The 24,695-nt window shown below is 63.7% G+C and carries 23 protein-coding genes, 1 tRNA gene and 1 pseudogene; 8 read left to right on the top strand and 17 right to left on the bottom strand.

The features are described 5' to 3' along the window. Positions 1 to 33 precede the first annotated feature (33 nt). From IVB50_RS27805 to IVB50_RS27780, 6 genes are all read right to left on the bottom strand, one after another. Positions 34 to 438 carry a GFA family protein gene (locus IVB50_RS27805; protein ID WP_018455108.1) on the bottom strand — a complete coding sequence of 135 codons (405 nt, stop codon included), beginning with the start codon at positions 436 to 438 and terminating at the stop codon, positions 34 to 36. An 87-nt stretch (positions 439 to 525) separates the two neighbouring features. Continuing rightward, the gene (gene lon / locus IVB50_RS27800; RefSeq protein WP_018455109.1) at positions 526 to 2,949 is read right to left on the bottom strand and encodes an endopeptidase La; all 2,424 of its coding nucleotides are present in this window, start codon (positions 2,947 to 2,949) and stop codon (positions 526 to 528) included. A gap of 322 nt (positions 2,950 to 3,271) precedes the next feature. Next, positions 3,272 to 4,543, bottom strand: coding sequence for an ATP-dependent Clp protease ATP-binding subunit ClpX (gene clpX, locus IVB50_RS27795; protein WP_007603503.1), 1,272 nt, complete (start codon positions 4,541 to 4,543; stop codon positions 3,272 to 3,274). A 441-nt stretch (positions 4,544 to 4,984) separates the two neighbouring features. Further along, positions 4,985 to 5,620 (bottom strand): ATP-dependent Clp protease proteolytic subunit, encoded by a 636-nt coding sequence (locus tag IVB50_RS27790; protein WP_007611005.1) that lies wholly within the window; start codon positions 5,618 to 5,620, stop codon positions 4,985 to 4,987. A gap of 331 nt (positions 5,621 to 5,951) precedes the next feature. Beyond that, a complete protein-coding gene (tig, locus tag IVB50_RS27785; protein ID WP_018455110.1) occupies positions 5,952 to 7,313 on the bottom strand; it encodes a trigger factor in 1,362 nt (453 codons plus the stop codon). Positions 7,314 to 7,486: 173 nt separating this feature from the next. Further along, a tRNA-Leu gene (locus IVB50_RS27780) sits at positions 7,487 to 7,571 on the bottom strand. 153 nt (positions 7,572 to 7,724) lie between these two features. Here IVB50_RS27780 and IVB50_RS27775 point away from each other — a divergent pair. Then, positions 7,725 to 9,029 (top strand): multicopper oxidase domain-containing protein, encoded by a 1,305-nt coding sequence (locus IVB50_RS27775; protein WP_018455111.1) that lies wholly within the window; start codon positions 7,725 to 7,727, stop codon positions 9,027 to 9,029. Between the two features lies 1 nt (position 9,030). Here the strand turns inward: IVB50_RS27775 and IVB50_RS27770 are convergent. Continuing rightward, positions 9,031 to 9,472: pseudogene (locus IVB50_RS27770) on the bottom strand (GNAT family N-acetyltransferase). Next, positions 9,472 to 10,971: a bifunctional ADP-dependent NAD(P)H-hydrate dehydratase/NAD(P)H-hydrate epimerase gene (locus IVB50_RS27765; RefSeq protein ID WP_018455113.1), complete on the bottom strand. Its 1,500-nt coding sequence runs from the start codon at positions 10,969 to 10,971 to the stop codon at positions 9,472 to 9,474. Before IVB50_RS27765 ends, IVB50_RS27770 begins: the two are co-directional and overlap by 1 nt. Before the next feature lie 380 nt (positions 10,972 to 11,351). On the opposite strand from IVB50_RS27765, the gene IVB50_RS27760 reads away from it, so the two are divergent. Together IVB50_RS27760 and glnA are read left to right on the top strand one after the other, a co-directional pair. Further along, the gene (locus IVB50_RS27760) at positions 11,352 to 11,690 is read left to right on the top strand and encodes a P-II family nitrogen regulator (RefSeq protein WP_007603495.1); all 339 of its coding nucleotides are present in this window, start codon (positions 11,352 to 11,354) and stop codon (positions 11,688 to 11,690) included. A gap of 149 nt (positions 11,691 to 11,839) precedes the next feature. Continuing rightward, on the top strand, positions 11,840 to 13,249 hold the full coding sequence (glnA, locus tag IVB50_RS27755) for a type I glutamate--ammonia ligase (protein ID WP_007603494.1): 1,410 nt from the start codon (positions 11,840 to 11,842) through the stop codon (positions 13,247 to 13,249). A gap of 318 nt (positions 13,250 to 13,567) precedes the next feature. On the opposite strand, the gene IVB50_RS27750 is transcribed toward glnA, so the two are convergent. Together IVB50_RS27750 and IVB50_RS27745 are read right to left on the bottom strand one after the other, a co-directional pair. After that, positions 13,568 to 14,341, bottom strand: coding sequence for a gamma-glutamyl-gamma-aminobutyrate hydrolase family protein (locus tag IVB50_RS27750; RefSeq protein WP_018455114.1), 774 nt, complete (start codon positions 14,339 to 14,341; stop codon positions 13,568 to 13,570). A gap of 90 nt (positions 14,342 to 14,431) precedes the next feature. After that, positions 14,432 to 15,136 (bottom strand): hypothetical protein, encoded by a 705-nt coding sequence (locus IVB50_RS27745; RefSeq protein WP_026232881.1) that lies wholly within the window; start codon positions 15,134 to 15,136, stop codon positions 14,432 to 14,434. A 136-nt stretch (positions 15,137 to 15,272) separates the two neighbouring features. Here IVB50_RS27745 and IVB50_RS27740 point away from each other — a divergent pair, with 136 nt between their 5' ends. Further along, positions 15,273 to 16,409 carry an AI-2E family transporter gene (locus IVB50_RS27740; RefSeq protein ID WP_039799329.1) on the top strand — a complete coding sequence of 379 codons (1,137 nt, stop codon included), beginning with the start codon at positions 15,273 to 15,275 and terminating at the stop codon, positions 16,407 to 16,409. 6 nt (positions 16,410 to 16,415) lie between these two features. Here IVB50_RS27740 and IVB50_RS27735 read toward each other — a convergent pair whose 3' ends face one another. From IVB50_RS27735 to IVB50_RS27710, 6 genes are all read right to left on the bottom strand, one after another. Continuing rightward, the gene (locus tag IVB50_RS27735) at positions 16,416 to 16,712 is read right to left on the bottom strand and encodes an antibiotic biosynthesis monooxygenase family protein (protein ID WP_018455117.1); all 297 of its coding nucleotides are present in this window, start codon (positions 16,710 to 16,712) and stop codon (positions 16,416 to 16,418) included. Between the two features lie 101 nt (positions 16,713 to 16,813). Further along, a complete protein-coding gene (locus IVB50_RS27730; protein ID WP_018455118.1) occupies positions 16,814 to 17,050 on the bottom strand; it encodes a hypothetical protein in 237 nt (78 codons plus the stop codon). A gap of 57 nt (positions 17,051 to 17,107) precedes the next feature. After that, complete coding sequence (locus IVB50_RS27725) at positions 17,108 to 18,340, bottom strand: GGDEF domain-containing protein (protein WP_018455119.1); 1,233 nt, start codon at positions 18,338 to 18,340, stop codon at positions 17,108 to 17,110. A 229-nt stretch (positions 18,341 to 18,569) separates the two neighbouring features. After that, positions 18,570 to 19,049 (bottom strand): 30S ribosomal protein S9, encoded by a 480-nt coding sequence (gene rpsI, locus IVB50_RS27720; protein ID WP_007603485.1) that lies wholly within the window; start codon positions 19,047 to 19,049, stop codon positions 18,570 to 18,572. Position 19,050: 1 nt separating this feature from the next. Continuing rightward, a complete protein-coding gene (gene rplM / locus IVB50_RS27715; RefSeq protein WP_018455120.1) occupies positions 19,051 to 19,515 on the bottom strand; it encodes a 50S ribosomal protein L13 in 465 nt (154 codons plus the stop codon). A gap of 157 nt (positions 19,516 to 19,672) precedes the next feature. Next, complete coding sequence (locus tag IVB50_RS27710; RefSeq protein WP_007603483.1) at positions 19,673 to 20,101, bottom strand: PaaI family thioesterase; 429 nt, start codon at positions 20,099 to 20,101, stop codon at positions 19,673 to 19,675. An 86-nt stretch (positions 20,102 to 20,187) separates the two neighbouring features. On the opposite strand from IVB50_RS27710, the gene IVB50_RS27705 reads away from it, so the two are divergent. The 4 genes from IVB50_RS27705 to IVB50_RS27690 all read left to right on the top strand — a co-directional run bounded on the left by IVB50_RS27705 (position 20,188) and on the right by IVB50_RS27690 (position 23,594). Next, positions 20,188 to 21,012 carry an enoyl-CoA hydratase gene (locus IVB50_RS27705; protein WP_018455122.1) on the top strand — a complete coding sequence of 275 codons (825 nt, stop codon included), beginning with the start codon at positions 20,188 to 20,190 and terminating at the stop codon, positions 21,010 to 21,012. 112 nt (positions 21,013 to 21,124) lie between these two features. Next, positions 21,125 to 21,709, top strand: a complete 585-nt coding sequence (locus IVB50_RS27700) for a CoA-binding protein (protein ID WP_247298252.1) — start codon at positions 21,125 to 21,127, stop codon at positions 21,707 to 21,709. 138 nt (positions 21,710 to 21,847) lie between these two features. Beyond that, positions 21,848 to 23,128 (top strand): O-acetylhomoserine aminocarboxypropyltransferase, encoded by a 1,281-nt coding sequence (locus IVB50_RS27695; protein WP_247298250.1) that lies wholly within the window; start codon positions 21,848 to 21,850, stop codon positions 23,126 to 23,128. A 121-nt stretch (positions 23,129 to 23,249) separates the two neighbouring features. After that, the gene (locus tag IVB50_RS27690; RefSeq protein WP_018455125.1) at positions 23,250 to 23,594 is read left to right on the top strand and encodes a hypothetical protein; all 345 of its coding nucleotides are present in this window, start codon (positions 23,250 to 23,252) and stop codon (positions 23,592 to 23,594) included. Between the two features lie 13 nt (positions 23,595 to 23,607). Here IVB50_RS27690 and IVB50_RS27685 read toward each other — a convergent pair whose 3' ends face one another. Further along, positions 23,608 to 24,690 (bottom strand): COX15/CtaA family protein, encoded by a 1,083-nt coding sequence (locus tag IVB50_RS27685; RefSeq protein ID WP_018455126.1) that lies wholly within the window; start codon positions 24,688 to 24,690, stop codon positions 23,608 to 23,610. Between the last annotated feature and the right edge of the window lie 5 nt (positions 24,691 to 24,695).

Genomic DNA, 24,695 nt, shown 5'->3' with positions numbered 1-24,695 from the left:
AACGGGCAAGCGCGGAACGCCAATTCCAGGGCCTCAATCCTGTGGCCGGCCCGGCAGCAGCGGCACCGCGTCGATCCACACCGCCGCCGACTGGCACCAGATCTGCCTGACGGGCCGCAATTTGTCGCGCTGGCGGATGCTGCCCCAGCGGATGCCCCAATCGTCCTCCTGGTCGCCGTCGCCGCTCGTGAACAGCGGGGAACCGCAGTCGGCGCAAAAGTGCTGGAAGCGCATCCGGCCGTTGTCGCCGCGCTTGCCGTAGATCCTGGGCGTGCCGGCAGTCAGGCGGACTTCGGCGCCCGAACAGACGGCCGTCACCCGGAAGGGCGAGCCGGTCAGTGTCTGGCAATCGGTGCAGTGGCAGACCGACACCGTCTCCGGGTCGATCTCGGCTTCAAAGGTAATCTCGCCGCAATGGCATTGCCCGTCGATGTGCATTGTCGTCATCCGCTGCCCAAAACAAAATGCCCCACAAAAAAACGGCGCCCGAAGGCGCCGTTTTATCATCTTTTTCGAGCTGCGATCTCAGTGAGCGGTCAGGCCGCCGGCGGCTTCGTCGCCGTCCGGCTTCACCGTCACCTTGGTGTCCTCTTCCCAGACGATCGGCACTGGCTTCTTGACCAGCGCCTTGGCGACGACGTCGTCGAGGCGCGAGACCGGGATGATCTCCATGCCGCCCTTGATCGCATCGGAAATCTCCGTGAGATCCTTGGCGTTGTCCTCAGGAATCAGCACCGTCTTGATGCCGCCGCGGGCAGCAGCCAGCAGCTTCTCCTTCAGGCCGCCGATCGGCAGCACGCGGCCGCGCAGCGTGATTTCGCCGGTCATCGCGACATCGTGGCGGACCGGGATGCCGGTCATGACCGAGATGATCGCGGTGGCCATCGCCACGCCCGCCGACGGACCGTCCTTCGGCGTCGCGCCTTCCGGCACGTGCACGTGGATGTCGCGCCGGTCGAACAGCGGCGGCTCGATGCCGTAGACGATCGCGCGCGAGCGGACATAGGACGCCGCCGCCGAGATCGATTCCTTCATCACGTCACGCAGATTGCCCGTGACCGTCATCTTGCCCTTGCCGGGCATCATGACGCCTTCGATCGTCAGCAACTCGCCGCCGACATCGGTCCAGGCAAGGCCGGTGACGATGCCGACCTGCGGCTCGCTCTCGATCTCACCGTAGCGGTACTTCGGCACGCCCAGAAGCTCTTCGAGAGTCTTCTCGGTGATCTTGACCGACTTCTTCTTGGAGATCATCAGCTCCTTCACCGCCTTGCGGGCGAGTGTGGAGAGCTCACGCTCCAAATTGCGCACGCCCGCTTCGCGGGTGTAGCGGCGGATCAGAAGCAGCAGCGCGTCGTCGTCGATCGAGAACTCCTTGGAGTCCAGGCCGTGCTTGGACACCGCGGTCGGGATCAAGTGCTTGCGCGCGATCTCGACCTTCTCGTTCTCGGTGTAGCCCGCGATCCGGATGATCTCCATGCGGTCCATCAGTGGTCCCGGAATATTGAGCGTATTCGCGGTCGTGATGAACATCACGTTGGACAGATCGTAGTCGACCTCGAGATAGTGGTCGTTGAAGGTCGCGTTCTGCTCGGGGTCGAGGACCTCGAGCAGCGCCGAGGACGGATCGCCGCGGAAATCGGCGCCCATCTTGTCGATCTCGTCCAGCAGGAACAGCGGATTGGACGACTTCGCCTTCCGCATCGACTGGATGATCTTGCCGGGCATCGAGCCGATATAGGTGCGGCGGTGCCCGCGGATCTCGGCCTCGTCGCGCACGCCACCGAGCGAGACGCGCACGAATTCACGCCCCGTCGCCTTCGCGATCGACTTGCCGAGCGAGGTCTTGCCGACGCCGGGAGGGCCGACGAGGCACAGGATCGGGCCCGTCAGCTTGTTGGCGCGCGACTGTACGGCGAGATACTCGACGATGCGGTCCTTGACCTTCTCCAGCCCGTAGTGATCCGCATCCAGAACCGCCTGCGCGGCTTCCAGATCCTTCTTCACCTTGGACTTCTTGTTCCACGGAATCGACAGCAGCCAATCCAGATAGTTGCGCACGACGGTCGCTTCCGCGGACATCGGCGACATCTGGCGCAGCTTCTTCAATTCATGCTGCGCCTTCTCGCGCGCTTCCTTGGAGAGCTTGGTCTTGGAGATCTTCTCTTCGAGATCGGCGAGCTCGTCGCGACCGTCGTCGTCGCCGAGCTCCTTCTGGATCGCCTTCATCTGCTCGTTGAGATAGTACTCGCGCTGGGTCTTCTCCATCTGGCGCTTGACGCGCGAGCGGATGCGCTTCTCGACCTGGAGCACCGAGATCTCGCTCTCCATCAGGCCCAGCACCTTCTCCAGGCGCTGCGTGACCGACAGCGTCTCCAGGATGCCCTGGCGATCCGCGATCTTGACGGCGAGATGCGAGGCGACGGTGTCGGCGAGCTTGGCAAAATCGGTGATCGCCTGCACGACGCCGACGACCTCGGCCGAGATCTTCTTGTTGAGCTTCACGTAGCTCTCGAAGTCGGACACGACGGAGCGCGCCATGGCCTCCGCCTCGACCGACTTCGCATCGGTATCGGCGAGCGCAATCGCGGTCGCTTCGTAATAGTCGGCGCGATCGGTGTACTTCTGCACGCGCGCCCGCTCGAGCCCTTCGACCAGCACCTTCACAGTGCCGTCGGGAAGCTTCAAGAGCTGGAGCACGCTGGCAAGCGTACCGGTCTCGTAAATGGAATCGGGTGCCGGATCATCGTCGGACGCGTTCTTCTGGGTCGCGAGCATGATCAGCGCGTCGTTCTTCATCACCTCTTCGAGCGCGCGGATCGACTTCTCGCGGCCGACGAAGAGCGGAACGATCATGTGCGGGAAGACGACGATGTCGCGCAGGGGCAGCACGGGATAGGCGTGCGTTTCGCCATGGACGATGGTTGGCCTGGGTTTTGGATTGGTCATGGCCTTTTCCTTTTGCTTTGCCCCCTTGCACGCAGCCCGCCATGCTCATGCGCAACCGCCACAAGGTGCCGAGGTGACCCGCAATACCGATCGGTCCTTTTGAGGTTGGACCGGCTTGCCGAATCGGAACTGAGGCGAATCTTGAAGAGAATTTTTACTCGCCGCCGACATTAGGTGGCTATCGACCCGGGGGGTGTCAAGTCATTGAAAGACGCGCGCCATCAGGCGCTTACGCACGCAAATAAGCGACGCAACACCGGCTGCGGAGATACTTTCCGCAGCCCCTGCTTGAGGAGACGATTGGAGCGTTCCAGCGCCGAAATCAGGCGCTGGCGTTCTCGACGGCGCGATCGGACCGATCGGCGTAGATGTAGAGCGGACGCGCCGTTCCTTCCACGACTTCGCGGGAAATCACGACTTCTTCCACACCTTCGAGGCCCGGCAGGTCGAACATGGTCTCGAGCAGGATCGCCTCGAGGATTGAACGCAGCCCCCGCGCACCGGTCTTGCGCTCGATCGCCCTGCGGGCAACCGCGCCAAGCGCCTCGTCGGCGAAGGTCAGCTCGATGTTCTCCATCTCGAACAGCCGCTGGTACTGCTTCACCAGCGCGTTCTTCGGCTCGACCAGGATCTTCTTGAGCGAAGCCTCGTCCAGATCCTCCAGCGTCGCCACGACGGGCAGACGGCCGACGAATTCCGGGATCAGGCCGTACTTCAGGAGATCCTCAGGCTCGACATGACGGAAGATTTCGCCGGTGCGGCGGTCTTCCGGTGCGAGCACCTGAGCGGCGAAACCGATCGAGGTCGAACGTCCGCGTGCCGAGATGATCTTTTCGAGGCCCGAGAACGCACCACCGCAGATGAACAGGATATTGGTGGTGTCCACCTGCAGGAACTCCTGCTGCGGATGCTTGCGGCCGCCCTGCGGCGGGACCGAAGCCACCGTGCCTTCCATGATCTTGAGCAGCGCCTGCTGCACGCCCTCACCCGACACGTCGCGCGTGATCGAGGGATTGTCGGACTTGCGGCTGATCTTGTCGATTTCGTCGATGTAGACGATGCCGCGCTGGGCACGCTCGACATTGTAGTCGGCGGCCTGGAGCAGCTTCAGGATGATGTTCTCGACGTCCTCGCCGACATAGCCGGCTTCGGTCAGCGTCGTCGCATCCGCCATCGTGAACGGCACGTCCAGGATGCGGGCGAGCGTCTGCGCGAGCAGCGTCTTGCCCGAGCCGGTCGGACCGATCAGCAGGATGTTCGACTTCGCAAGCTCGACGTCGTTGTGCTTGGTCTGGTGGTTGAGGCGCTTGTAGTGATTGTGCACCGCGACCGAGAGGACCTTCTTCGCATGGTTCTGGCCGATCACGTAATCGTCCAGCACCTTGCAGATTTCCTTCGGCGTCGGAATCCCGTCGCGCGACTTCACCAGCGAGGATTTGTTCTCCTCGCGAATGATGTCCATGCAGAGCTCAACGCACTCGTCGCAAATGAAGACCGTGGGACCCGCGATCAGTTTGCGCACTTCGTGCTGGCTCTTGCCGCAGAACGAGCAATACAGCGTGTTCTTGGAGTCGCTCGTGCCGACCTTACTCATTCATGTCTCCGTCCGCGGTTCGATCCCGTCCGCTCGATCGCCCTATTCCGGCACGACAGCCGGTACAGTCCTTCAAATAGAGCAAATTCCGTACCAAAAAAGACCCTACGCGTTACATGCCGTGCGAATCGCGGTCATTCGATTCCCCGCGATCATAGCCGATCAGTCATAGCGAACCATGCTGGCACCCGACTATCAAGAATTCGCTAATCGGGGGTCGCCGGCTACCCGTGACAATACCGTGATTTCCGGTCTTGGCACGGGCGAAGTGATCGAAATCACCCCGGCGTTGCTGGATTGCCACGAAAAACAAGCACGAAAGCGGAACTTTCTGCCTGTCGCAGGGCGCAAAAGTGCGTTTTGCGACGCGCGCACGTGTCCTTAACGTGAACGCTCCCTGATGGTGCCCGCGGTCCCAGAGGGATTGCCGGCACAGTAGTGCTACGGGGTCTTCGGCGACGCGGTTTCCTCGGCGCGCTTGTCGATCACCCTGTCGACCAGGCCGAACTCCTTGGCGTCGCTCGCGGTCAGGAACTTGTCGCGTTCCAGCGCGTCCTCGATCGCCTTGTAGGTCTGGCCGGTGTGCTTCACGTAGATCTCGTTGAGCCGCTTCTTCAGGTTCAGGATTTCCTGGGCGTGCAGCATGATGTCGGTGGCCTGGCCCTGGAAGCCGCCGGAGGGCTGATGCACCATGATGCGCGCGTTCGGCAGCGAGAAGCGCATGTCCTTCTCGCCGGCGCAGAGCAGCAGCGAGCCCATCGAGGCGGCCTGTCCGGTGCACAGCGTCGAGACCGGCGGACGAATGAACTGCATGGTGTCGTAGATCGCGAGGCCCGACGTCACCACGCCGCCCGGCGAGTTGATGTACATCGAGATTTCCTTCTTCGGATTTTCCGCCTCAAGGAACAACAGCTGCGCGACGATCAGCGTCGACATGCCGTCCTCGACCGGCCCGGTCAGGAAGATGATTCGCTCTTTCAGAAGGCGCGAGAAAATGTCGTAGGCGCGCTCGCCACGGTTGGTCTGCTCGACCACCATGGGCACGAGGTTCATGTAGGTTTCAACCGGATCGCGCATGAGTCACCTAGGGTTTTGAAGAGGCGGACATCGCCAGGCCCGGCTGCCAGTCGGGGCTGGATCTGCCGGAAGGCCGATGGACGTCCCGTGATGCAGGAACTTGGCAGAAGAACTTGGTAGAGGCACTTGGCAGAAGCAGAGGGCGTAGCGACAGATATAGCCCAATTCGCGCCTGACAAGTGCGGAGCGAATTAAGGCTTAATCCGTGAGGCAGTTGAAGCTGATTCGTACAAAGAGGCCCAGCCGGCCACCTGGCTAGCTCGACCTCTTCGCTGATCATCCTTAATGCAAGGCTATCCTGGAGGCTCTCCTAAAGGCTCTTCTGGAGCCCTCAGGCCGCGGTCTTTTCCGCCTCGTCGTCCTTGTAGAGATCGTCGCGCGAGACCTTCTTCTCGGTCACCTTGGCAAGCTCGAGGATGAAGTCGACGACCTTGTCCTCATAGATCGGTGCACGAAGCTGGGCCAAGGCTTGGGCGTTGCTGCGGTAATAGTCCCAGACCTCCTTCTCGCGGCCCGGCATCGAGCGCGCCCGCTCGATCACGGCGCGGCCGACCTCGTCATCGGTCACGGAGATCTTGTTCTTCTCGCCGATCTCCGAGAGCACGAGGCCGAGCCGCACGCGACGATCGGCGATCTTGCGGTACTCTTCCTTGGCGGCGTCTTCAGTGGTGTCTTCGTCGGCGAAGGTCTTGCCGGCGGACTCCATCTCGGCCTTCACCGAGTTCCACATCAGATTGAACTCCTCGTCGACCAGCGAGGGCGGAGCCTCGAAGCGATGGGCCTCGTCGAGGCGGTCGAGCAGCGCGCGCTTGACGCGCTGGCGGGTCGCGGTCGCGAACTCGGCCACCAGCCGCTCGCGCGCCGCTTCCTTCAGCTTGTCCAGCGATTCCAGGCCGAGCGTCTTCGCGAACTCGTCGTCGATCGCGAGATCCTGCGGCGCCTCGATCAGCGTCGCGGTGGTCTCGAACTCGGCCGGCTGGCCGGCGAGCTTGTCGTTCATGTAGTTCTTGGGGAACGCCACCTTCAGCGTGCGGGTCTCGTTGGCGGCGATGCCGATGAGCTGCTCTTCGAAGCCGGGGATGAAGGTGTTGGATCCGATCACCACCTGGATGCCCTCGCCGGCGCCGCCTTCGAAGGCTTCGCCGTTGATGGTGCCCTTAAAGGCGACGGTGACGCGATCACCCGATTCGGCCTTGGCGCCCTCGCCCTTCGCGGCATAGCCACGGTTCGAATCGGCGATGCGCTTGATCGCCTCGTCGACGTCGGCGTCGGTGACTTCGGCCACAGGCTTTTCGACCTCGAAGGTCTTGAAGTCGGCGAGCGCAATCGACGGCACCACCTCGATCGCAACCGTGTAGGTCAGATCGGTTTTGCCGTTGAGCAGCTCCTCGACCTCGGCCTGCTCGGTCGGCATGGTGATCTTCGGTTCGGTCGCCAGGCGGAAGCCGCGCTCGGAGAACAGCTGAGTGTTGGTGTCGCGGATGGTCTGGTCGATGGTCTCGGCCATCACCGAGCGGCCATAGACCTTCTTGAGGTGCGTGACCGGCACCTTGCCGGGACGGAAGCCGTTGATGCGAACCTTGTCCTTGAGGTCGACGAGCTTGGCACCGGCCTTGGCGTCGAGATCAGACGCGGGAACGCTGATCTTGAACTCGCGCTTCAAACCTTCCGAGAGGGTTTCTGTGACCTGCATGGTGTCCAATCTTCTTCTCGTTCGGTCCCGGCGCGCATGCGTCGGGACGCTGTCATTAATCGATCCGGCGCGAGGCGAACGCCTCAACGCCGGTGGTTCATCGGACCGACTTCCGGCGGACAAACATCCGCGCGGGAGCAGATCGCGTAATCCGTGCAAACGCTGAAAGCGCTTGGTGCGGGCGGAGGGACTCGAACCCCCACAACTTTCGTCACTGGAACCTAAATCCAGCGCGTCTACCAGTTCCGCCACGCCCGCGTAAATTTGCATCAAGACCGGCCGCGATGCCGCGGGCGGCGGGCTTATAGCATGTGCCCGCCTGTTCGCAGCAAAAAAATGGCCCGATAGAGGCAGGCTTCACCTAGGCACGACGGCTGGACTTATCCAGCACGGCGTGGTCCGGATCGGCCCATGAAAACGCGGATCTTCGACCTGACGAGGCGCGAGGTTTTGGCCGGATTTGGCGCCTCTGCGGCCGGGCTGACGGCGGGCGGCGCAGTCCCGGCCGTGACCGCCCAACTCGCGCTTCAGGCAAGGCCGGCAACGCTGGCTCTGAGGTCGGGGCAGCCGGCTATACCCATCTGGGAGCTGGCCGCCGTCAGCCATCTCGGGGATGTCCGCCTCAAACGTGGCGACCGCTGCGAGGTGGTCTTCCGCAACGACCTGCCTGTGCCGCTTGCACCAGTTTGGTACGGCCTCAATGGCCCGGCCGCGGCCGACCCGCTTCGGGGTCGCGCACCGACGGCCCCGGACGCGACGGAAACATCAATCATTTCAGTGCCAACCGCGGGAACCCTGTTGGCCGACTTCCGGCTGTTCGAGGACGGCCTGAAGCAGCCCGCGCGCCCGCTTCCGATCATCGCCACCGAGACCAACACGGTCGCCGCCGATCGCGACGTGGTCCTCTTGATCGAGGAGTGGCGGCTGCGGCCGGATGGGACCGCACTTGCCCCGGGCCGGGACCCGAAGGACACATCCCCGCTCTATACAATCAACGGAACGACTTCATTCGAACTCTCAGCTTCAGCAAATGAGCGGCTGCGGCTGCGCTTTATCAACGGCTCGCAACGTTCTGTTCTGGCGATCAAATTGGAAAGTCACGAGGTCCACGTGGTGGCCCTGGACGGACAGCCGGCTGAGCCGTTCCCGGCTCGCAACGGCGCGCTGGTGCTGGCTCCCGGCGCACGCGCCGACGCCTTCGTGGATGCGGCCACATCGGCCCCATTCCTGCTGCATGACGGCAAGGAGGCGCGCCAGGTCGGCCGCCTGACGGTCTCCGGCAAGCTTGACCGGCGCGCGCCGCCGTTGCCGCTCTTGCCACTCCCTCCGAATGACCTGCCCGACCGGCTCGATCTGAGGGGCGCCCTGCGATTCGATGTCGCTCTCGGGGCAGCCGACGCCGGGTGGGTACGGGCCGCAAATTTCTCGACGTCCTCCGCCCCCGCCTTTCGCACCAAGGCCGGCCGCACCGTCGTGTTGGCCCTCAAGAACCCCGCCTCCGTCGCAACCGTCTTCCATCTCCACGGCCACCATTTCCGCCTGCTCGACAAGCTCGACGACGGCTGGAAGCCCTATTGGCTCGACACGCTCGCGATCGAACCCGGCCAGACCCAGCGCATCGCATTCGCTGCGGCCTCTCCCGGGCGGTGGCTGATCGAATCCGTCGTCACCGACTGGGCCGCGCCGCGGCTGGTGCGCTGGTACGGGGTGGAGTGAGCTATCGGCCACGCGTCCAAAGATAGCGAGCGTCCGGTTCTTTCTCCTCGTTTCGGGTCCCGTTGGTCTGCTCGATCAGCGTGAACCCGCGCGCTTCATAGAAGCGGCCCGCCAACGCGTTGCGCTGGAAGGTCCAGAGCTCCAGCTGTTCGCTGGCCCGCTTGGCGATATCGAGGAGTTCGGTGCCGACGCTGCGCCCTTGAACAGCAGGAAGCACGTAAAGCTGCTCGACCCAGCCGTCACGGACAGCGATGATTCCGCTCAGTACATCGGCATCGAAGCGTCCCCACACGCGGCACGTCGCCAAGACATGCTCGCGGTAGAACCAGCGGTCCTCATCCGGCGTATGCAGCCCAGCAAAGCCAGGGCAGCGCATGGTCGAATGCAGCCCGGTGAACCTGCGCCGCCGCGCCCATATCGGTGAGCGCGAGCGGCCTGAGCATTAGTACTCGATCCCCAGCGCATGATAGATCCGTCGGTGCACGGCGGGCAGCGTCTCGGTGAGATCCTCCGCGATCAGGCCCGGCCCGGCCTCGCTCGCCGCTTCGCCATGCATCCACACCGCGATGCTGGCGGCTTCGAACGCCGGGACGCCCTGCGCAAGGAGGCCTGCGATGATGCCGGCGAGGACGTCGCCGGCACCCGCGGTGGCGAGCCAGGGCGGAGCGTTGGCGGCGATAGTGGCGCGGCCGTCGGGCGCGGCAATCGTGGTGTCGGCGCCCTTCAGCAGCACGACCGCGCCGGAGCGCTCGGCGGCGGCGCGCACGCGCTCGATCTTCGAGCGCCCCGGATGTTTATTGCTGAGGTCGGAGAACAGCCGCGGGAACTCGCCCTCGTGCGGCGTCAGCACCACCGCCTTGTCCTGCGACGTCTTGATCGATTCGAACAGGCGCTCGGGATTGGCGGCAAAGCTCGTCAGCGCATCCGCGTCGAGCACCAGGCGCCGCTGGGAGGTAAGCGCCGTGTGGACGAGATCGCAGGTGCGCTCGCCGACGCCCGCGCCAGGGCCGATGATGCAGGTGTTGTAGCGCTTGTCGCCGAGCAGCTCGCCGAACTCGATGGCGGTATCGACGGGGTGAACCATCACCGCGGTGAGCGCAGCCGCATTGATCGCCAGCGCATCACGCGGCGTGGCCAGAGTCACCAGGCCCGCGCCGGCGCGCAGCGCCCCGCGCGCGGCGAGCCGCGCCGCACCGGTCGCCGCCGCATCGCCCGAGACCGCCAGCACATGACCTCGCGCGTATTTATGGCCGTCGATGCGCGGCACCGGAAAGGCCGAGCCCCAGAAGTCCGGATCGTTCTCAAAAATCCGCGGCGCGATCTCGTCCAGCACCTGCGCCTCGATGCCGATGTCGGCGACGCGGACGTGACCGCAATGCATGCGCCCCGGCAGCAGCAGATGCGCCGGCTTCTTGCGGAAGAAGGTGACGGTCTCGGCGGCGTTCACGGCCACGCCCAGCACGGCCGCGCTGGTGCCGTTGATGCCGCTCGGCAGGTCGACCGCGAGCACCGGCGCACCATTGGCGTTGATCGCCTCGATCATCTCACGCGCCTCGCCCTCGACGGGACGGCTGAGGCCCGCGCCGAACAGCGCATCGATGATCAGCGCCGGTCGCCCGATCGCCTGCGGGTTGAACGGGAGCACCGGGTGTTTCCAACCCCGCGCCGCCGAGGCCGCGTCGCCCTGGAGCTGGTCCCGCTCGCACATCAGGATCACCGAGACCTCGCGGCCTTGCGCGGCGAGCTCGGCGGCTGCGACAAAACCGTCCCCGCCGTTGTTGCCCGGGCCGGCCACGATCAGGATCGGCCCCTGCTCCACCAGTGCGTTCGCGGCCTCGGCGACCGCCTGGCCGGCGCTGAGCATCAGCTTGAATCCGGGGGTGCCTGCTGCAATGCTGAGCTGGTCGGCGCGCTGCATTTCGGCGTTGGTCAGAACTTCCATGCCACTTCCCTGTCCAAAAGCCTTTTCAACAGGCACGTTCCGCACCGGGCTATCCGGCGGAACAACGATCTGCACAAGTATTGAACCGTTTGCCTATTTCGTAGTCTGCGGTATTTTGTGCGGGTCGGCGCCACCTATCAGAGCTGCACGTTAAAAGGCTGATAACGCTCCAATAATCAGGGCATTTGCAACTTGGCATAGACCCTGCTTTCGCGGAAGTCGCTTCGGTTCGTCGTGCTCACTGGCATTTATCAGGGTGTGGCCGGCCGTTGTTGCCGGACTGGTCAGGGATCCCGGCATAGCGAAGACAAGATCGTGCGTTAAGAAAGCGCATCCTGACGAAGACGTTGCTATTTGTTCGAAAGGCCGGGAGGCGCGCAGTGAAGAAAATCGAAGCCATCATCAAGCCATTCAAGCTCGACGAGGTGAAGGAAGCGCTTCAGGAAGTCGGCCTTCAGGGCATCACCGTCACCGAAGCCAAGGGCTTCGGCCGGCAGAAGGGTCACGCCGAGCTGTACCGCGGCGCAGAATACATCGTCGACTTCCTGCCCAAGGTGAAGATCGAGATCGTGATCGGCGACGATCTGGTCGAGCGCGCCATCGACGCAATCCGCCGCGCCGCGCAAACCGGGCGCATCGGCGACGGCAAGATTTTCGTCTCCAACATCGAAGAGGCGATCCGCATCCGAACCGGCGAATCCGGGCTGGACGCTATCTGAGCCGGGTGCTATCCCGCATTTTGCGACATTCTGACAAGAAATAGGCTGCTTCGGCGGCCTCGTTTTGTTTGTGCCTCGCGCGCCTCAAGAAGCGTGAACACGGTCGCTCGAAGTTTGGAAACCGACCCGCAGAGCCAAAAGGGGTATGCATGAAGACCGCCAAAGACGTCCTGAAATCGATCAAGGACAACGACGTCAAATACGTCGACCTGCGCTTCACCGATCCGCGCGGCAAGTGGCAGCACGTCACCTTCGACATCAGCATGATCGATGAGGACATTTTCGCCGAAGGCACGATGTTCGACGGCTCATCGATCGCCGGCTGGAAGGCGATCAACGAGTCCGACATGTGCCTGATGCCCGATCCGGTGACCGCGACGATCGATCCGTTCTTCGCCGAGACCACCATGGTCATCACCTGCGACGTGCTCGAGCCGACCACCGGCGAGCCCTACAACCGCGATCCCCGCGGCATCGCCAAGAAGGCCGAGGCGATGGTGAAGTCGATGGGCGTTGGCGACACCGTCTTCGTCGGCCCCGAAGCCGAATTCTTCGTGTTCGACGACGTGCGCTTCTCCGCCAATCCCTACAGCACCGGCTTCCGCCTCGACTCCTCGGAGCTGCCGACCAACTCCGACACCGAATATGAAGGCGGCAATCTCGGCCATCGTGTCCGCACCAAGGGCGGCTACTTCCCGGTGCCGCCGCAGGATTCCGTGCAGGACATGCGCTCGGAGATGCTCGGCGCCATGGCCAAGATGGGTGTGAAGGTCGAGAAGCACCATCACGAAGTCGCCTCCGCCCAGCACGAGCTCGGCATGAAGTTCGACACGCTGACGCTGATGGCCGACCACATGCAGATCTACAAATACTGCATCCACCAGGTCGCGCACATCTACGGCAAGACCGCCACCTTCATGCCGAAGCCGGTCTTCGGCGACAACGGCTCGGGCATGCACGTGCACCAGTCGATCTGGAAGGACGGCAAGCCGGTGTTCGCCGGCAACAAATACGCCGACCTGTCGGAGACCTGCCTCCACTACATCGGCGGCATCATCAAGCACGCCAAGGCGATCAACGCCTTCACCAATCCGTCGACCAACTCCTACAAGCGTCTGGTCCCGGGCTATGAGGCTCCCGTGCTGCTCGCCTATTCCGCGCGCAACCGCTCGGCCTCCTGCCGGATCCCCTACACTGCTTCGCCGAAGGCCAAGCGTGTCGAGGTGCGCTTCCCCGATCCGCTCGCCAATCCCTATCTCGGTTTCGCCGCGATGCTGATGGCTGGCCTCGACGGCATCAAGAACAAGATCGATCCGGGTCCGGCGATGGACAAGGACCTCTACGATCTGCCGAAGGAAGAGCTGAAGCAGATCCCGACGGTGTGCGGCAGCTTGCGCGAGGCGCTCGAAAACCTCGACAAGGACCGCGGCTTCCTGAAGAACGGCGGCGTGTTCGACGACGATTTCATCGACGCCTATATCGAGCTGAAGATGACCGAAGTCGCCCGCTTCGAAATGACCCCGCACCCGGTCGAGTTCGAGATGTACTATTCGGGCTAGGTGGCCCGAACGACCACGACGCACGAAAGGCGCCCCTCGGGGCGCCTTTTTTGTGGTCATCGAGTTTCGTTCTGCGTCTGACTCCATTTCGTTCTCAAAGAACGAATCGGAATCGAGAAAACTGGCGCGCATCAATTCTTGATATCTGGTTTATTGCGCCCGAGAGATCGCGAGCGCTGTTGGTAATTCGCAGGATGCATTCAGCGCCGCGAAATCCATCCTGGAGACTAGTTCTCGTGCCTGTTTGCGAAAATCGCCAATCCTCCGCCGCCGGTCGCAACGATCGATAGCCTTATAGGCCTCGGCGCAGCCCCGCAGCTACGCCGCCGCGCGCTGCTTCGCCACCATGGCCTGACCGAACGCCTCGAACAGTTTTCGGTTGATCGGATTGTGCTGCGGGTCGTATTCGGCGTGCCATTGCACGCCGAGCGCAAAGGTCTTGGCTTCCGCGATGCGGATCGCCTCGATGGTGCCGTCCTCGGCAATGCCCTCGATCAGCACGCGCTTGCCGGGATCGAGGATGCCCTGGCCGTGCAGCGAATTGACCCTGATCTTGTCACAGCCGAGCAATTCCGCGAACGCGCCGCCCGGTGTCAGATCGACGTCGTGACGATCGGCGAACACCACTGTCGGGTCGGGATGGATCTCACCGTTCTCAAGCCTTGGCATGCGATGGTTCATGCGGCCCGGGATTTCGCGGATCTCGGGATGCAGCGAGCCGCCGAAGGCGACGTTCATCTCCTGGAGGCCCCTGCAGATGCCGAACAGCGGGATACCGCGGGCAACGCAGGCGACCGAGAGCGCCAGCGCCACCTCGTCGCGGTGGATGTCGTAGGGCTCGTGCGCCTCACACGGATCGACGTTGAAACGGGTCGGATGGACGTTGGCGCGGGCGCCGGTGAGCACGATTCCGTCGACGGTATCGAGCAGCGCGCCGATATCGGTGATGTCGGGCGAGCCCGCGAACATCACCGGCAGACCGCCGGAAACCTCGGCCACGGCGCGCAGATTACGCTCGCCGACCATCTGGACCTGAAATCGATTCTCAACGCGATGGGCGTTCCCGATCACGCCGACGACCGGCTTTCTCATCTCCCGTTCAGACCTCTCGCCGAAGACGATTCTCCAAACATGCCCCTGGGGTGGAACAAATTCAACAGAAGGGTACGCGGGACGGCAATGCTATTTTCGCGCAAATGCCTCCCGGGCCACGATCGCGCCGCCAAGGGGCAGGCCGGCGATCTTCAGCGCGGTCGCCGCCGGGTCGCCCGGCGCAGCCAACCAGGGCAGTTTCGTCTCGATTCCGCGCGTCACGGGCTCCCCGAGCGCGCCACCGAAATCGATCGGCCAAAGCCCGTTGGGCACTGTTTCGGCGGTAAGGCCACGGAGTGCGTAACCGTCGCCCAGCACCGCCTCCACATGGTCGCCGGCGACAAGGCGCGCGGTCGTAGGGTCCAGGGGATCGCCAAAGCTCACCAGCACGGGCATTAGGTCGCCCTGCACCGCGACGACGCCGGTCTGCCGGTTGAGCTCGTTGAACGAGACGCGGTTGCCTCGCGCAGCGCCATAAGCGCGGAGCGCGACATAGTTGATGTCGTCGAGATCGAGCTTCGCGCCCTGCTGATGCGCGAGCAATGCCACCACATTCTTTCCCCGGCCGAGGTCGACGAACACGGCCTCGCCGCGCATCGTGGTGCGGCCGCCCCGGCTATAGCCGCGATCGGGCACGACGGACAGAATGCCCGACCCGGTCTTGATCCCGTCAGGCGTCGTCACCTCGACCGCGAGGCGATATTTGTGACCGGGCCGATTGATCCGGATCTGGTCGCCAATCACGAGCACGGCCAGAAGCCCGAGCAGACCCACCCATTTGCTGATGAAACTCAAGCGCGCCCCACCTGTTCTCTCCTCGTCGGTCTGCACCGTTCATACGGCAGCGTCAAACCAGCGCGTTGACGCGGTCTTGATCAAAAGCGTGTTTGTCGAAAGAGTGCCCCCCGGTCCACCTAAAGGACATTGCGTGATCACATTCCCGAATGAACGACCCCCGACCCGTTTTGATCTGGCTTGGGGCATTTCGGTCGGCGGCATCGGTGTGGTGCTGTTCGCCGTGCTGCTCGCGTTCTCCTGGTACTTCGCCACCACCCTGCTCCTGATCTTCGCCGGGGTGCTGCTGGGCCTTGGGCTCAACGCGCTGACCAACGCGCTTGGCCGGCACGCGCGTCTTCCGCATACGCTGCGGCTCGCGATCGTCTGCTTGGCCCTCGCGCTGATGCTCGCGGGCATCGCATATCTCGGCGGCGCCACCATCGCCGATCAGGCGGCGGGACTCAGCAAAACCATCAAATCCCAGATCGGCAACGTCAAATCATTCCTGGACAATCACGGCATCGACACCAGCTTCTTCGATTTCGGGAGCTCCGGACCCGGTTCGTCTCCCGACGCGCAACCGGAGCCGACGCCGTCGGCCGGCACGGCGTCGCGCGGGGCAATACCCGGCGCAGGCGCCCTTGCCTCCAGCGGCGGGGCGATCGTGAGCCAGACGTTCAAGCTGCTGCTTGGCACCATCCACGGCGTGGGAAACATCTTCATCGTGCTGTTTCTGGGAGTCGCCTTCGCCGCCCAACCCAGCGTCTATCGCGAGGGATTGCTGTTCATCGCGCCTGCAAAACATCGCGCGCGCACGGCCGTCATCATCGACCGCGTCAGCGAGACACTTGAACGATGGCTGATCGCACAGATGATCGTGATGCTCGCGGTCGGCGCGGTAACCTGGATCGGGCTTCTCATCATCGGCATCCCGGGCTCCTTCATTCTCGGGATTCAGGCGGGACTGCTCGGCTTCATTCCGACCGTCGGCGCCATCATAGCCGGCGTCGTGGTCGTGCTGGCGAGCCTCGCCTCAGGATGGATTCCGGCGCTGTCGGCGTTTCTCCTCTTCATGGGCGTCCACGCCATGGAGAGCTACGTGCTGACGCCCCTGCTGCAGCGGCAGGCACTGGACATTCCGCCGGCCACGCTGTTCGCGTTCCAGATCCTGCTCGGCGTCGTGTTCGGGATCTGGGGCCTGGCGCTGGCGCTGCCACTGGTCGCCATCGCCAAAGTCGTGATCGACCATTTCAAGACGTATGAAGCGCCGCCTCTGGCGGAGGCGGCCTGAGCCGCCTCAGGTGATGAGCACGGTTTCGGTGTGCTCCACCTCAGGCGGTGCCGCAAAATACTGGCCGACGAGGCCGCGCCATTCGGTGAAATTCTCGGAGCCGCGAAAATCGACGGTGTGGTTCTCGAGCGTCTCCCACTTCACCATCAGACGATAGCGCTGCGGCTTCTCGATCGACTTGTGCAGCTCGAAACCGTGAAAACCCTTGGAGCGGCCGAAAGCGGCCTTCGCCTTGGCAACGGCGGCCTCAAAATCCTTCTCGCTGCCCGGCTTGACGTCGATTTGCGCGATCTCGGTGATCATCTGTTTCCACCCATTTTGTTCGATGGGCGTGTCTACCGCAGCCCGCGACAAAGAAAAAGGCGCCGAAACGGCGCCCTGCCCGGTCCAAGAATGCAGATCACTCAGGCGAGCAGCAGAACGGTGCCCACCACCATCAGCGCACAACCGGCGAACAGCGCGAGCGGCCAGTAATTGCGGCCTTGCGTGTAGCGCCCCTGGGCGCGGCGCTCGGTGATCAGCGCGCTCTCGTATTCGTCCGCGGTCGAGAACAGGCACGCGAAGCCGCCGCGTGCCGAAGTCGCCGCGGCTTCGAGCGACATCAAGGCGGTCTGCGGGTTCTGTCGACGGATCGATTCCATGACCGCAATGGTAGGGATCGAATGGTAAACAGGGGATTACCGCGAGGCCTCCTTTGCCTAGGCGGTCGCCGGCTGCGCTTTGGACTGCGTGTTGGGCACGCCGATCCGCGCGGCGCTCTGGCGGCGCCAGTTCTCCAGCGACAGTGGCAGCTCCTCCGCCGACTCGACGCGGTTTCGGCCGCCGCGCTTGGCCTGGTAGAGCGCGGTGTCGGCCGAGGCCAGCAGCACTTCGAGCTCGGTGCCGGCCGGACCGCCGGCGACGCCGATGCTGACGGTGGTGTCGACCGGGCCCTCGTCGACGACGACGCCGGAGGTCTCGAAGGCCTCGCGCACGCGCTCAGCGACCAGCACGCCCTCCTCGAGCGAACACGGCAGGAGGGCGGCGAACTCCTCGCCGCCGATGCGACCCGACATGTCGCTGATGCGCAGATTGCTGACGACGACGGTCGAGAACAGTTTCAGCATCTCGTCGCCGGCGGGATGGCCGAACCGGTCGTTGATCGACTTGAAATGATCGATATCGAAGATCATCACGGTCACGGGACGTCCGGCCTTTGCCTCGCGCTCGATCACGCGCCCGCAGGCTTCCGAGAAGCCGCGGCGGTTGAGCATGCCGGTCAGCGGATCGGTGGAGGCGGCGGTCCGGTGCGCGGTGACGGTGCGCTCGGACACCAGCATGAAGATCACGAACACGGTGCCGACGGCATAAAGCACGAGCTCGACCGCGAACACGGTGACCCAGATGCTGCTGGCGAAACCCGCATCGTGCGGACGCAGGAAGCTGCCGAGCACGATCGGCAGCATCAAGACGCAGCCGTGCATCACCGGCACCACGAAGGCCGGCCAGCGCCGTTGCAGGCTCTTGCGTCGCTCGACCCAGAGCTCGCTGGCGGTCAACGCCGCATAGACCGACACGATGCCGGCGCCGACGATCATGCGCAGCATGGACGCGGCGGGATCGAGCAACGTGGCGGCAGCGACCCAGGCGAGCGCGCCGACCAGGAGACCCGGCCAATTCGGCTTGCGGCCGTGGAAGACGCGCGCCGCATTCCACACCATGCCGCACGCGACGAAGCCGACCGCGTTCAGCGCAAGGTAAAGATGCGGCCCCAATCTGTCGCCCGCCGCCGTCCAGAGCGCGACCGATGCGGCGCCGAGGAGATAGGCGGTGCCCCACCATTTCAGCGCAGCGCTATTCTCCTGCCTTCCGAAAAACACCATCATGGCGCCGAGCAGTGCGGCGACCATGGTGGCGACCAAATAGAGCGTGATGCTATCGAGCGACATCATGTCGGCCCCCTTCTAGACATAGCAGTTACGCGATCGGATCAACCGATTTGCGCGCCCTTCCAAAAGCGACGCTATGTCCCGCGGGTTCCATTCAGGTTTTCATGCGAGCCCAAGTTTTCAGGAAACACGTCATCAATTTGCATACAAACGAACAGCAAAAAGGGCGCTGAAATCAGCGCCCTTTTGCATTTCATTGAAGCCGCTTTCGCGACGAATGCGACCGATGCGATTAACGCTTCGAGAACTGGAAGGACCGGCGGGCCTTGGCCTTGCCGTACTTCTTGCGCTCGACCACGCGGGAGTCGCGGGTGAGGAAGCCGCCCTTTTTGAGCACGGTGCGCAGCTCCGGCTCGAAATAGGTCAGTGCCTTGGAGATGCCGTGACGGACGGCACCGGCCTGGCCGGACAGACCACCGCCGGCGACGGTGCAGATCACGTCATACTGGCCGGACCGCGCGGCCACGGAGAACGGCTGCTCGATCATCATGCGCAGCACGGGACGGGCGAAATAGACCTCGACCTCGCGCGCGTTGACCGTGACCTTGCCGGCGCCTGGCTTAATCCAGACGCGGGCGACCGCGTCCTTGCGCTTGCCGGTTGCATAGGCGCGGTTGAACTTGTCGACTTTCTTCTCGTGCTTGGGCGCGTCGGGCGCGGCCGCCGTCTTGAGCTGCGAGAGCTGGTCGAGCGACTGGATGGATTCGGCCATGTTATGCGGCCCTCGTGTTCTTGCGGTTCAACTTGGCGATGTCGATCTTCTCGGGCGTCTGGGCCTCGTGCGGATGATCGGCGCCGCCATAGACGCGGAGGTTGCCCATCTGGACGCGACCGAGCGGGCCACGCGGGATCATGCGCTCGACGGCCTTCTCGAGCACGCGCTCGGGATGCTTGCCCTCCAGGATCTGGCGCGCGGTGCGCTCCTTGACGTGGCCGACATAGCCGGTGTGCTTGTAATAGGTCTTCTGCTCGCGCTTGCGGCCGGTGAGAACCGCATGCTGCGCGTTGATGATGATGATGTTGTCGCCGCAATCAACGTGCGGGGTGTAGGTCGGGAGGTGCTTGCCGCGCAGGCGCATGGCGACGATGGTGGCGAGACGGCCGACGACCAGACCCTTGGCGTCGATCAGTACCCACTTCTTCGTCACCTCAGCCGGCTTTGCCGAAAAGGTTTTCATGTCAGAGTTTCCGTGAACGGGGAGCATCGGCGCGAACACCGCACCGGACTGGCGGTTTTCTAGAGAACAGAGGCGCCGCGGTCAATGCCCAAAGGCGGAATTTACTTGTTCAATATCAACGACTTAGAAATATGGTATTAAGATACCCGTAAAAAGTTCAAACGTTTGGAATGGAATAGGTCGAGGTGACATGCGCAATCGGGTCGGGCGAGGTGCCGGACAATAGCTTCACCTCACCGACTGCGAGGCGCTTGCCGAGCTTGAGCAGCCGCGCCTCCGCCAGCACGTCCTGCCCGGGCTGGCCCTTGCGCAGGAAGTTAATGTTGAGATTGGTGGTCACCGCGAGCCCGATCGGCCCGATCGCGGACAACAGCACCACGTACATCGCGAAATCGGCGAGCGCCATCAGGGTCGGGCCGGACACGGTTCCACCCGGCCGCAGCATCTTTTCGCTATAGCGCTGACGCAAAAGGCAGGCCTGACCGTCCGCGCTCTCGATCGTGATGTCGTCGCCGCTGAAGGCCTGGGGAAACTCGTTGCGGAGGAACTGCTCGAGCTCCGCCACGCTCATTTTCGCTAACGCCATGCTGCCCCTCACCCTCGCTTCACGTCCCCTGTTACATTAAGTTATCTGCGTCATCCAATCGCAAAAATCCAACCGGAAACGCTTTGATGTCCGTCCAGGCCGCCCGCGCCCCCTCCCCGCAACTGCCGATCCTGCTGCGCGAGACCGTCGGCCCTATCGCGGTCCTGACCCTCAACCGCCCGACCGCCCGCAACAGCCTGTCGGCGGCGATGATCGCAAGCCTGCACGCCGAGCTCAACGAGATCCGCGACGACAAGACCGTCCGCGGCGTCGTGATCGCGGCCAACGGTCCCGCCTTCTCCGCCGGCCACGACATGAAGGAGCTGACCGCGCGTCGCGCCGATCCGGATCGGGGCCGTGCCTTCTTCGCCGAGATGATGACCGCCTGCAGCGCGATGATGCAGGCGATCGTGCACCTGCCCAAGCCCGTGGTCGCATCCGTCCAGGGCATCGCGACCGCGGCCGGCTGCCAACTCGTGGCAAGCTGCGATCTCGCGATCGCCTCGGAAGCAGCACACTTCGCCACTCCCGGCGTCGACATCGGCCTGTTCTGCTCGACGCCAATGGTGGCGCTGTCGCGCAATGTGCCGCGCAAGCAGGCGATGGAGATGTTGCTGACAGGCGAGCCGATCCCGGCCGCACGCGCCCGCGAGATCGGGCTCGTCAATCGTGTCGTCGCCGCCGGCAACGAGCGCCATGCCGCCATTGCGCTCGCCGAACAGGTCGCGCTGAAATCCGCCTATACCGTCAAGCTCGGCAAGGAGGCGTTCTACCGCCAGGCCGAGATGAACCTTGCAGATGCCTATCGCTATGCGGCAGAGGTGATGACCGAGAACATGATGGCGCGCGACGCCGAGGAAGGCATCGGCGCCTTCATCGAGAAGCGCACGCCGACATGGCGGGATGAGTAATTCGTCATTGCGAGCGAAGCGAAGCAATCCAGAATCCCTCCGCGGAGACAGACTGGATTGCTTCGTCGCTTCGCTCCTCGCAATGACGGCGTGAGCCCGAAAAGATGAGCCAATGAACCACGACGCCTATCCCGACAATTACATCCGGGGCATCCTCAACAACGTGAAATCGATCGCGATGGTCGGCGCCTCGCCGGCCAACGTGCGGCCGAGCTATTTCGCGTTCAAATATCTGGCCCAGCGTGGCTACGACATGATCCCAGTCAATCCCGGCCATGTCGGCAAGGAGCTGCTCGGAAAACCCTTCGTCGCCTCGCTGTCCGACATCGGCCGTCCCGTCGACATGATCGACATTTTCCGCAAGTCCAGCCACATCATGCCCGTGGTCGAGGAAGCCCTCACGCTCGATCCGCTGCCGATGGTGATCTGGATGCAGTTGGGGGCGCGCGACGATGCGGCGGCGCTGAAGGCGGAATCGGTCGGTATCAAGGTGGTGATGAACCGCTGCCCCAAGATCGAATATGGCCGCCTGTCGTCGGAGATCTCGTGGATGGGCGTCAATTCACGCACGCTGAGCTCGAAACGCGCTCCGGTGCCGACGCAGGGCATGCGGCTATCCCTCAATCGGATGAGTGTCGGCGGCGGCGACACTGCGGCATCGGACCGCGCCGCCAAAAACAAGACCGAGCAAAGCTGACGCAATTGCGAAGGTTTCATTTCGCGAACGCGACAATGCGTAGCACGATCGTTTCGATGTGAAGCCGCGCCTTGACGGCAGCCGCGGCGCCAATCAGCATGCCGCGCGATTTCAGACCACGAGAACAGGACGCCCTCAATGAGCGATCGCCTTCCGGGATTTTCGACCCTCGCCGTGCATGCCGGTGCACAGCCCGATCCCACCACTGGTGCGTGCGCGACTCCGATCTATCAAACGACGTCGTTCGTCTTCAACGACGCCGACCACGCCGCCTCTCTGTTCGGCCTGCAGGCCTTCGGCAACATCTATACCCGCATCGGCAATCCCACCAACGCCGTGCTGGAAGAGCGCGTCGCGGCGCTCGAAGGCGGCACGGCCGCGCTGGCGGTGGCCTCGGGCCATGCCGCGCAGGTCGTGGTGTTGCAGCAATTGCTCCAGCCCGGCGACGAGTTCATCGCCGCGCGAAAGCTTTATGGCGGCTCGATCAACCAGTTCACCCACGCGTTCAAGAGCTTCGGCTGGAACGTGGTGTGGGCCGATCCCGACGACATCGCGAGCTTCGAACGCGCGGTCACGCCGCGCACGAAAGCGATCTTCATCGAGTCCATCGCCAATCCCGCCGGCAGCATCACCGACATCGAGGCGATCTCGACGGTGGGGCGCAAGGCGGGCGTACCGCTCATCGTCGACAATACGCTGGCCTCACCCTATCTGATCCGCCCGATCGACCACGGCGCCGACATCGTCGTGCACTCGCTGACGAAATTTCTCGGCGGCCACGGCAATTCGATCGGCGGCATCATCGTCGATGCCGGCACTTTCGACTGGTCGACCGGCGGCAAATATCCGATGTTATCGGAGCCGCGGCCCGAATATCACGGCATCCGGCTGCAGGAGACGTTTGGCAATTTCGCCTTCGCGATCGCCTGCCGCGTGCTCGGCCTGCGCGACCTCGGACCCGCGCTGTCGCCATTCAACGCCTTCATGATCCTCACCGGCATCGAGACATTGCCGCTGCGTATGCAGAAGCACTGCGACAACGCGAAAGCGGTCGCCGAATTCCTCGCCGGCCATCCGGCGGTGGCCGCGGTGAACTATGCGGGCCTTGCAAGCGACAAGTACAACCAGCTCGCGCGCAAATACGCGCCGAAGGGTGCCGGCGCCGTGTTCACCTTCAGCCTGAAGGGCGGCTACGATGCCGGCGTCAGCCTGGTGTCGAAGTTGCAGCTGTTCTCGCATCTGGCCAATGTCGGCGACACCCGCTCGCTGGTCATCCATCCGGCCTCGACCACGCACAGCCAGCTCGACGACGCCGCCAAGGTCAAGTCCGGCGCCGGCCCCGACGTGGTGCGGCTCTCGATCGGCATCGAGGACAAGGAAGATTTGATCGCCGATCTGGAACAGGCACTGGGCACGTAGCTGTCCTGGACATTCCGGGGCGCTTTGATGTGCCCCGGGAGTCCGGCTCCAGTTAACAGTCATTAACCATATCTGCCGCATACATCGTCACTGGATCGCCCCCTTTGATTCGGAGCCGACGATGCTGCGCTGGATGGTGCCTGCCCTTGCGGCGATGTTGACAGTCTCAGCTGCGTTCGCCGCCGATCTGCCGGCGACGCCGAGGCGGCGGGCCGCCGCTCCGCCGCAGGAACTGCCGCAGGTCTATGTCGAGACCGATCCGGATGCGCTGATCTCGCCGGCCTACGGCATCGGCAGCTACATCCGCAATTTACCGGGTACGCCACTGCTGCCGGGCTCGCACACGCTGCCGGGCTATTACGGCCGCCCCTGGGACTACGATTACCAGGGCGCGTATTACGGCGGGAAGCAGGTCGATTATTTCTGGCGCCTGCCCTACTCGTGCGGCATCTACGGCTATTGCTGAAGAGCAGATCCGATCAGCCGGCCTGACCGACGGGAACGGCGCGCGGCTGCGCTTCGGTTGCGCCACGCGTCGCGAGCCGCTCTGTCTGCATCACCGCAAGCGTCAGCACCACGATGGCGACTGCCTGATGCGCGAGCGCGAGATCGATCGGCACCTGGTTGAGCAGCGTGAGGATGCCGAGCAATGCTTGCAGGCTGACCGCGCCCAGCAGCAAAAGCGCGCCGCTTGCCGCCGAACCCGCGCGTGAACGCACGGCGTCGAACGCGTGCAACGCCGCCAGCGCGAACAGCGCATAGGCCGTCATCCGGTGCTCGAACTGCACCGTCAGCACATTGTCGAACATGTTGCGCCACCACGGCGTCTCGAACCACAGCCGCTCCCCTGAGGGAATGAACGCGCCGTCGATCTGCGGCCAGGTGTTGTAGGCGCGGCCGGCGCGCAGGCCCGCAACCAGAGCACCAAAATAGATCTGGATAAAGGTCACCGCGAGGAGCAAGGCGCTGGTAAAGCGCAGCCGCGACGATGCTGCGATCTGCGGACGCCCGGCGAGCCGCCGCACCGTCCAGACGATGCCGGCGAAGATCACGAGCGCGAGCATAAGATGTGTCGCCAGCCGATATTGCGACACCTCGACGCGTTCGGACAGCCCCGAGGCCACCATCCACCAGCCGACCGCGCCCTGGAGGCCGCCGAGCCCAAACAATAGCCACAGCCGCCGCTTCAACTCACCGGACAGGCCGCCGCGCCAGAGGAAGAACAGGAACGGCAACAGATAGGCGACGCCGATGAAACGGCCGAGCAGCCGATGGCTCCATTCCCACCAGAAGATCTCCTTGAACTCGGACAGGCTCATGCCGGCGTTGAGTTCGCGATATTGCGGGATCGTCTTGTAGGCCTCGAAGGCCGCCGTCCACTGCGCTTCCGAAAGTGGCGGCACGCTGCCCGTGACCGGCTTCCACTCGACGATCGAGAGCCCGGATTCCGTCAGCCGCGTTGCGCCTCCGACCAGCACCATCAGCGCGATCAGCGCAGCCACTGAGATCAGCCACCAGCGCACGGCGCGATACGGCTCGGACGGGGCGGAATTCGTCGTCATTCGAG

It is taken from the genome of Bradyrhizobium sp. 87 (assembly GCF_023073015.1).
GTDB lineage: Bacteria > Pseudomonadota > Alphaproteobacteria > Rhizobiales > Xanthobacteraceae > Bradyrhizobium > Bradyrhizobium canariense_D.
Note: the sequence above shows the minus strand (reverse complement) of the source record. Positions and strands in the feature narration are given on the sequence as shown.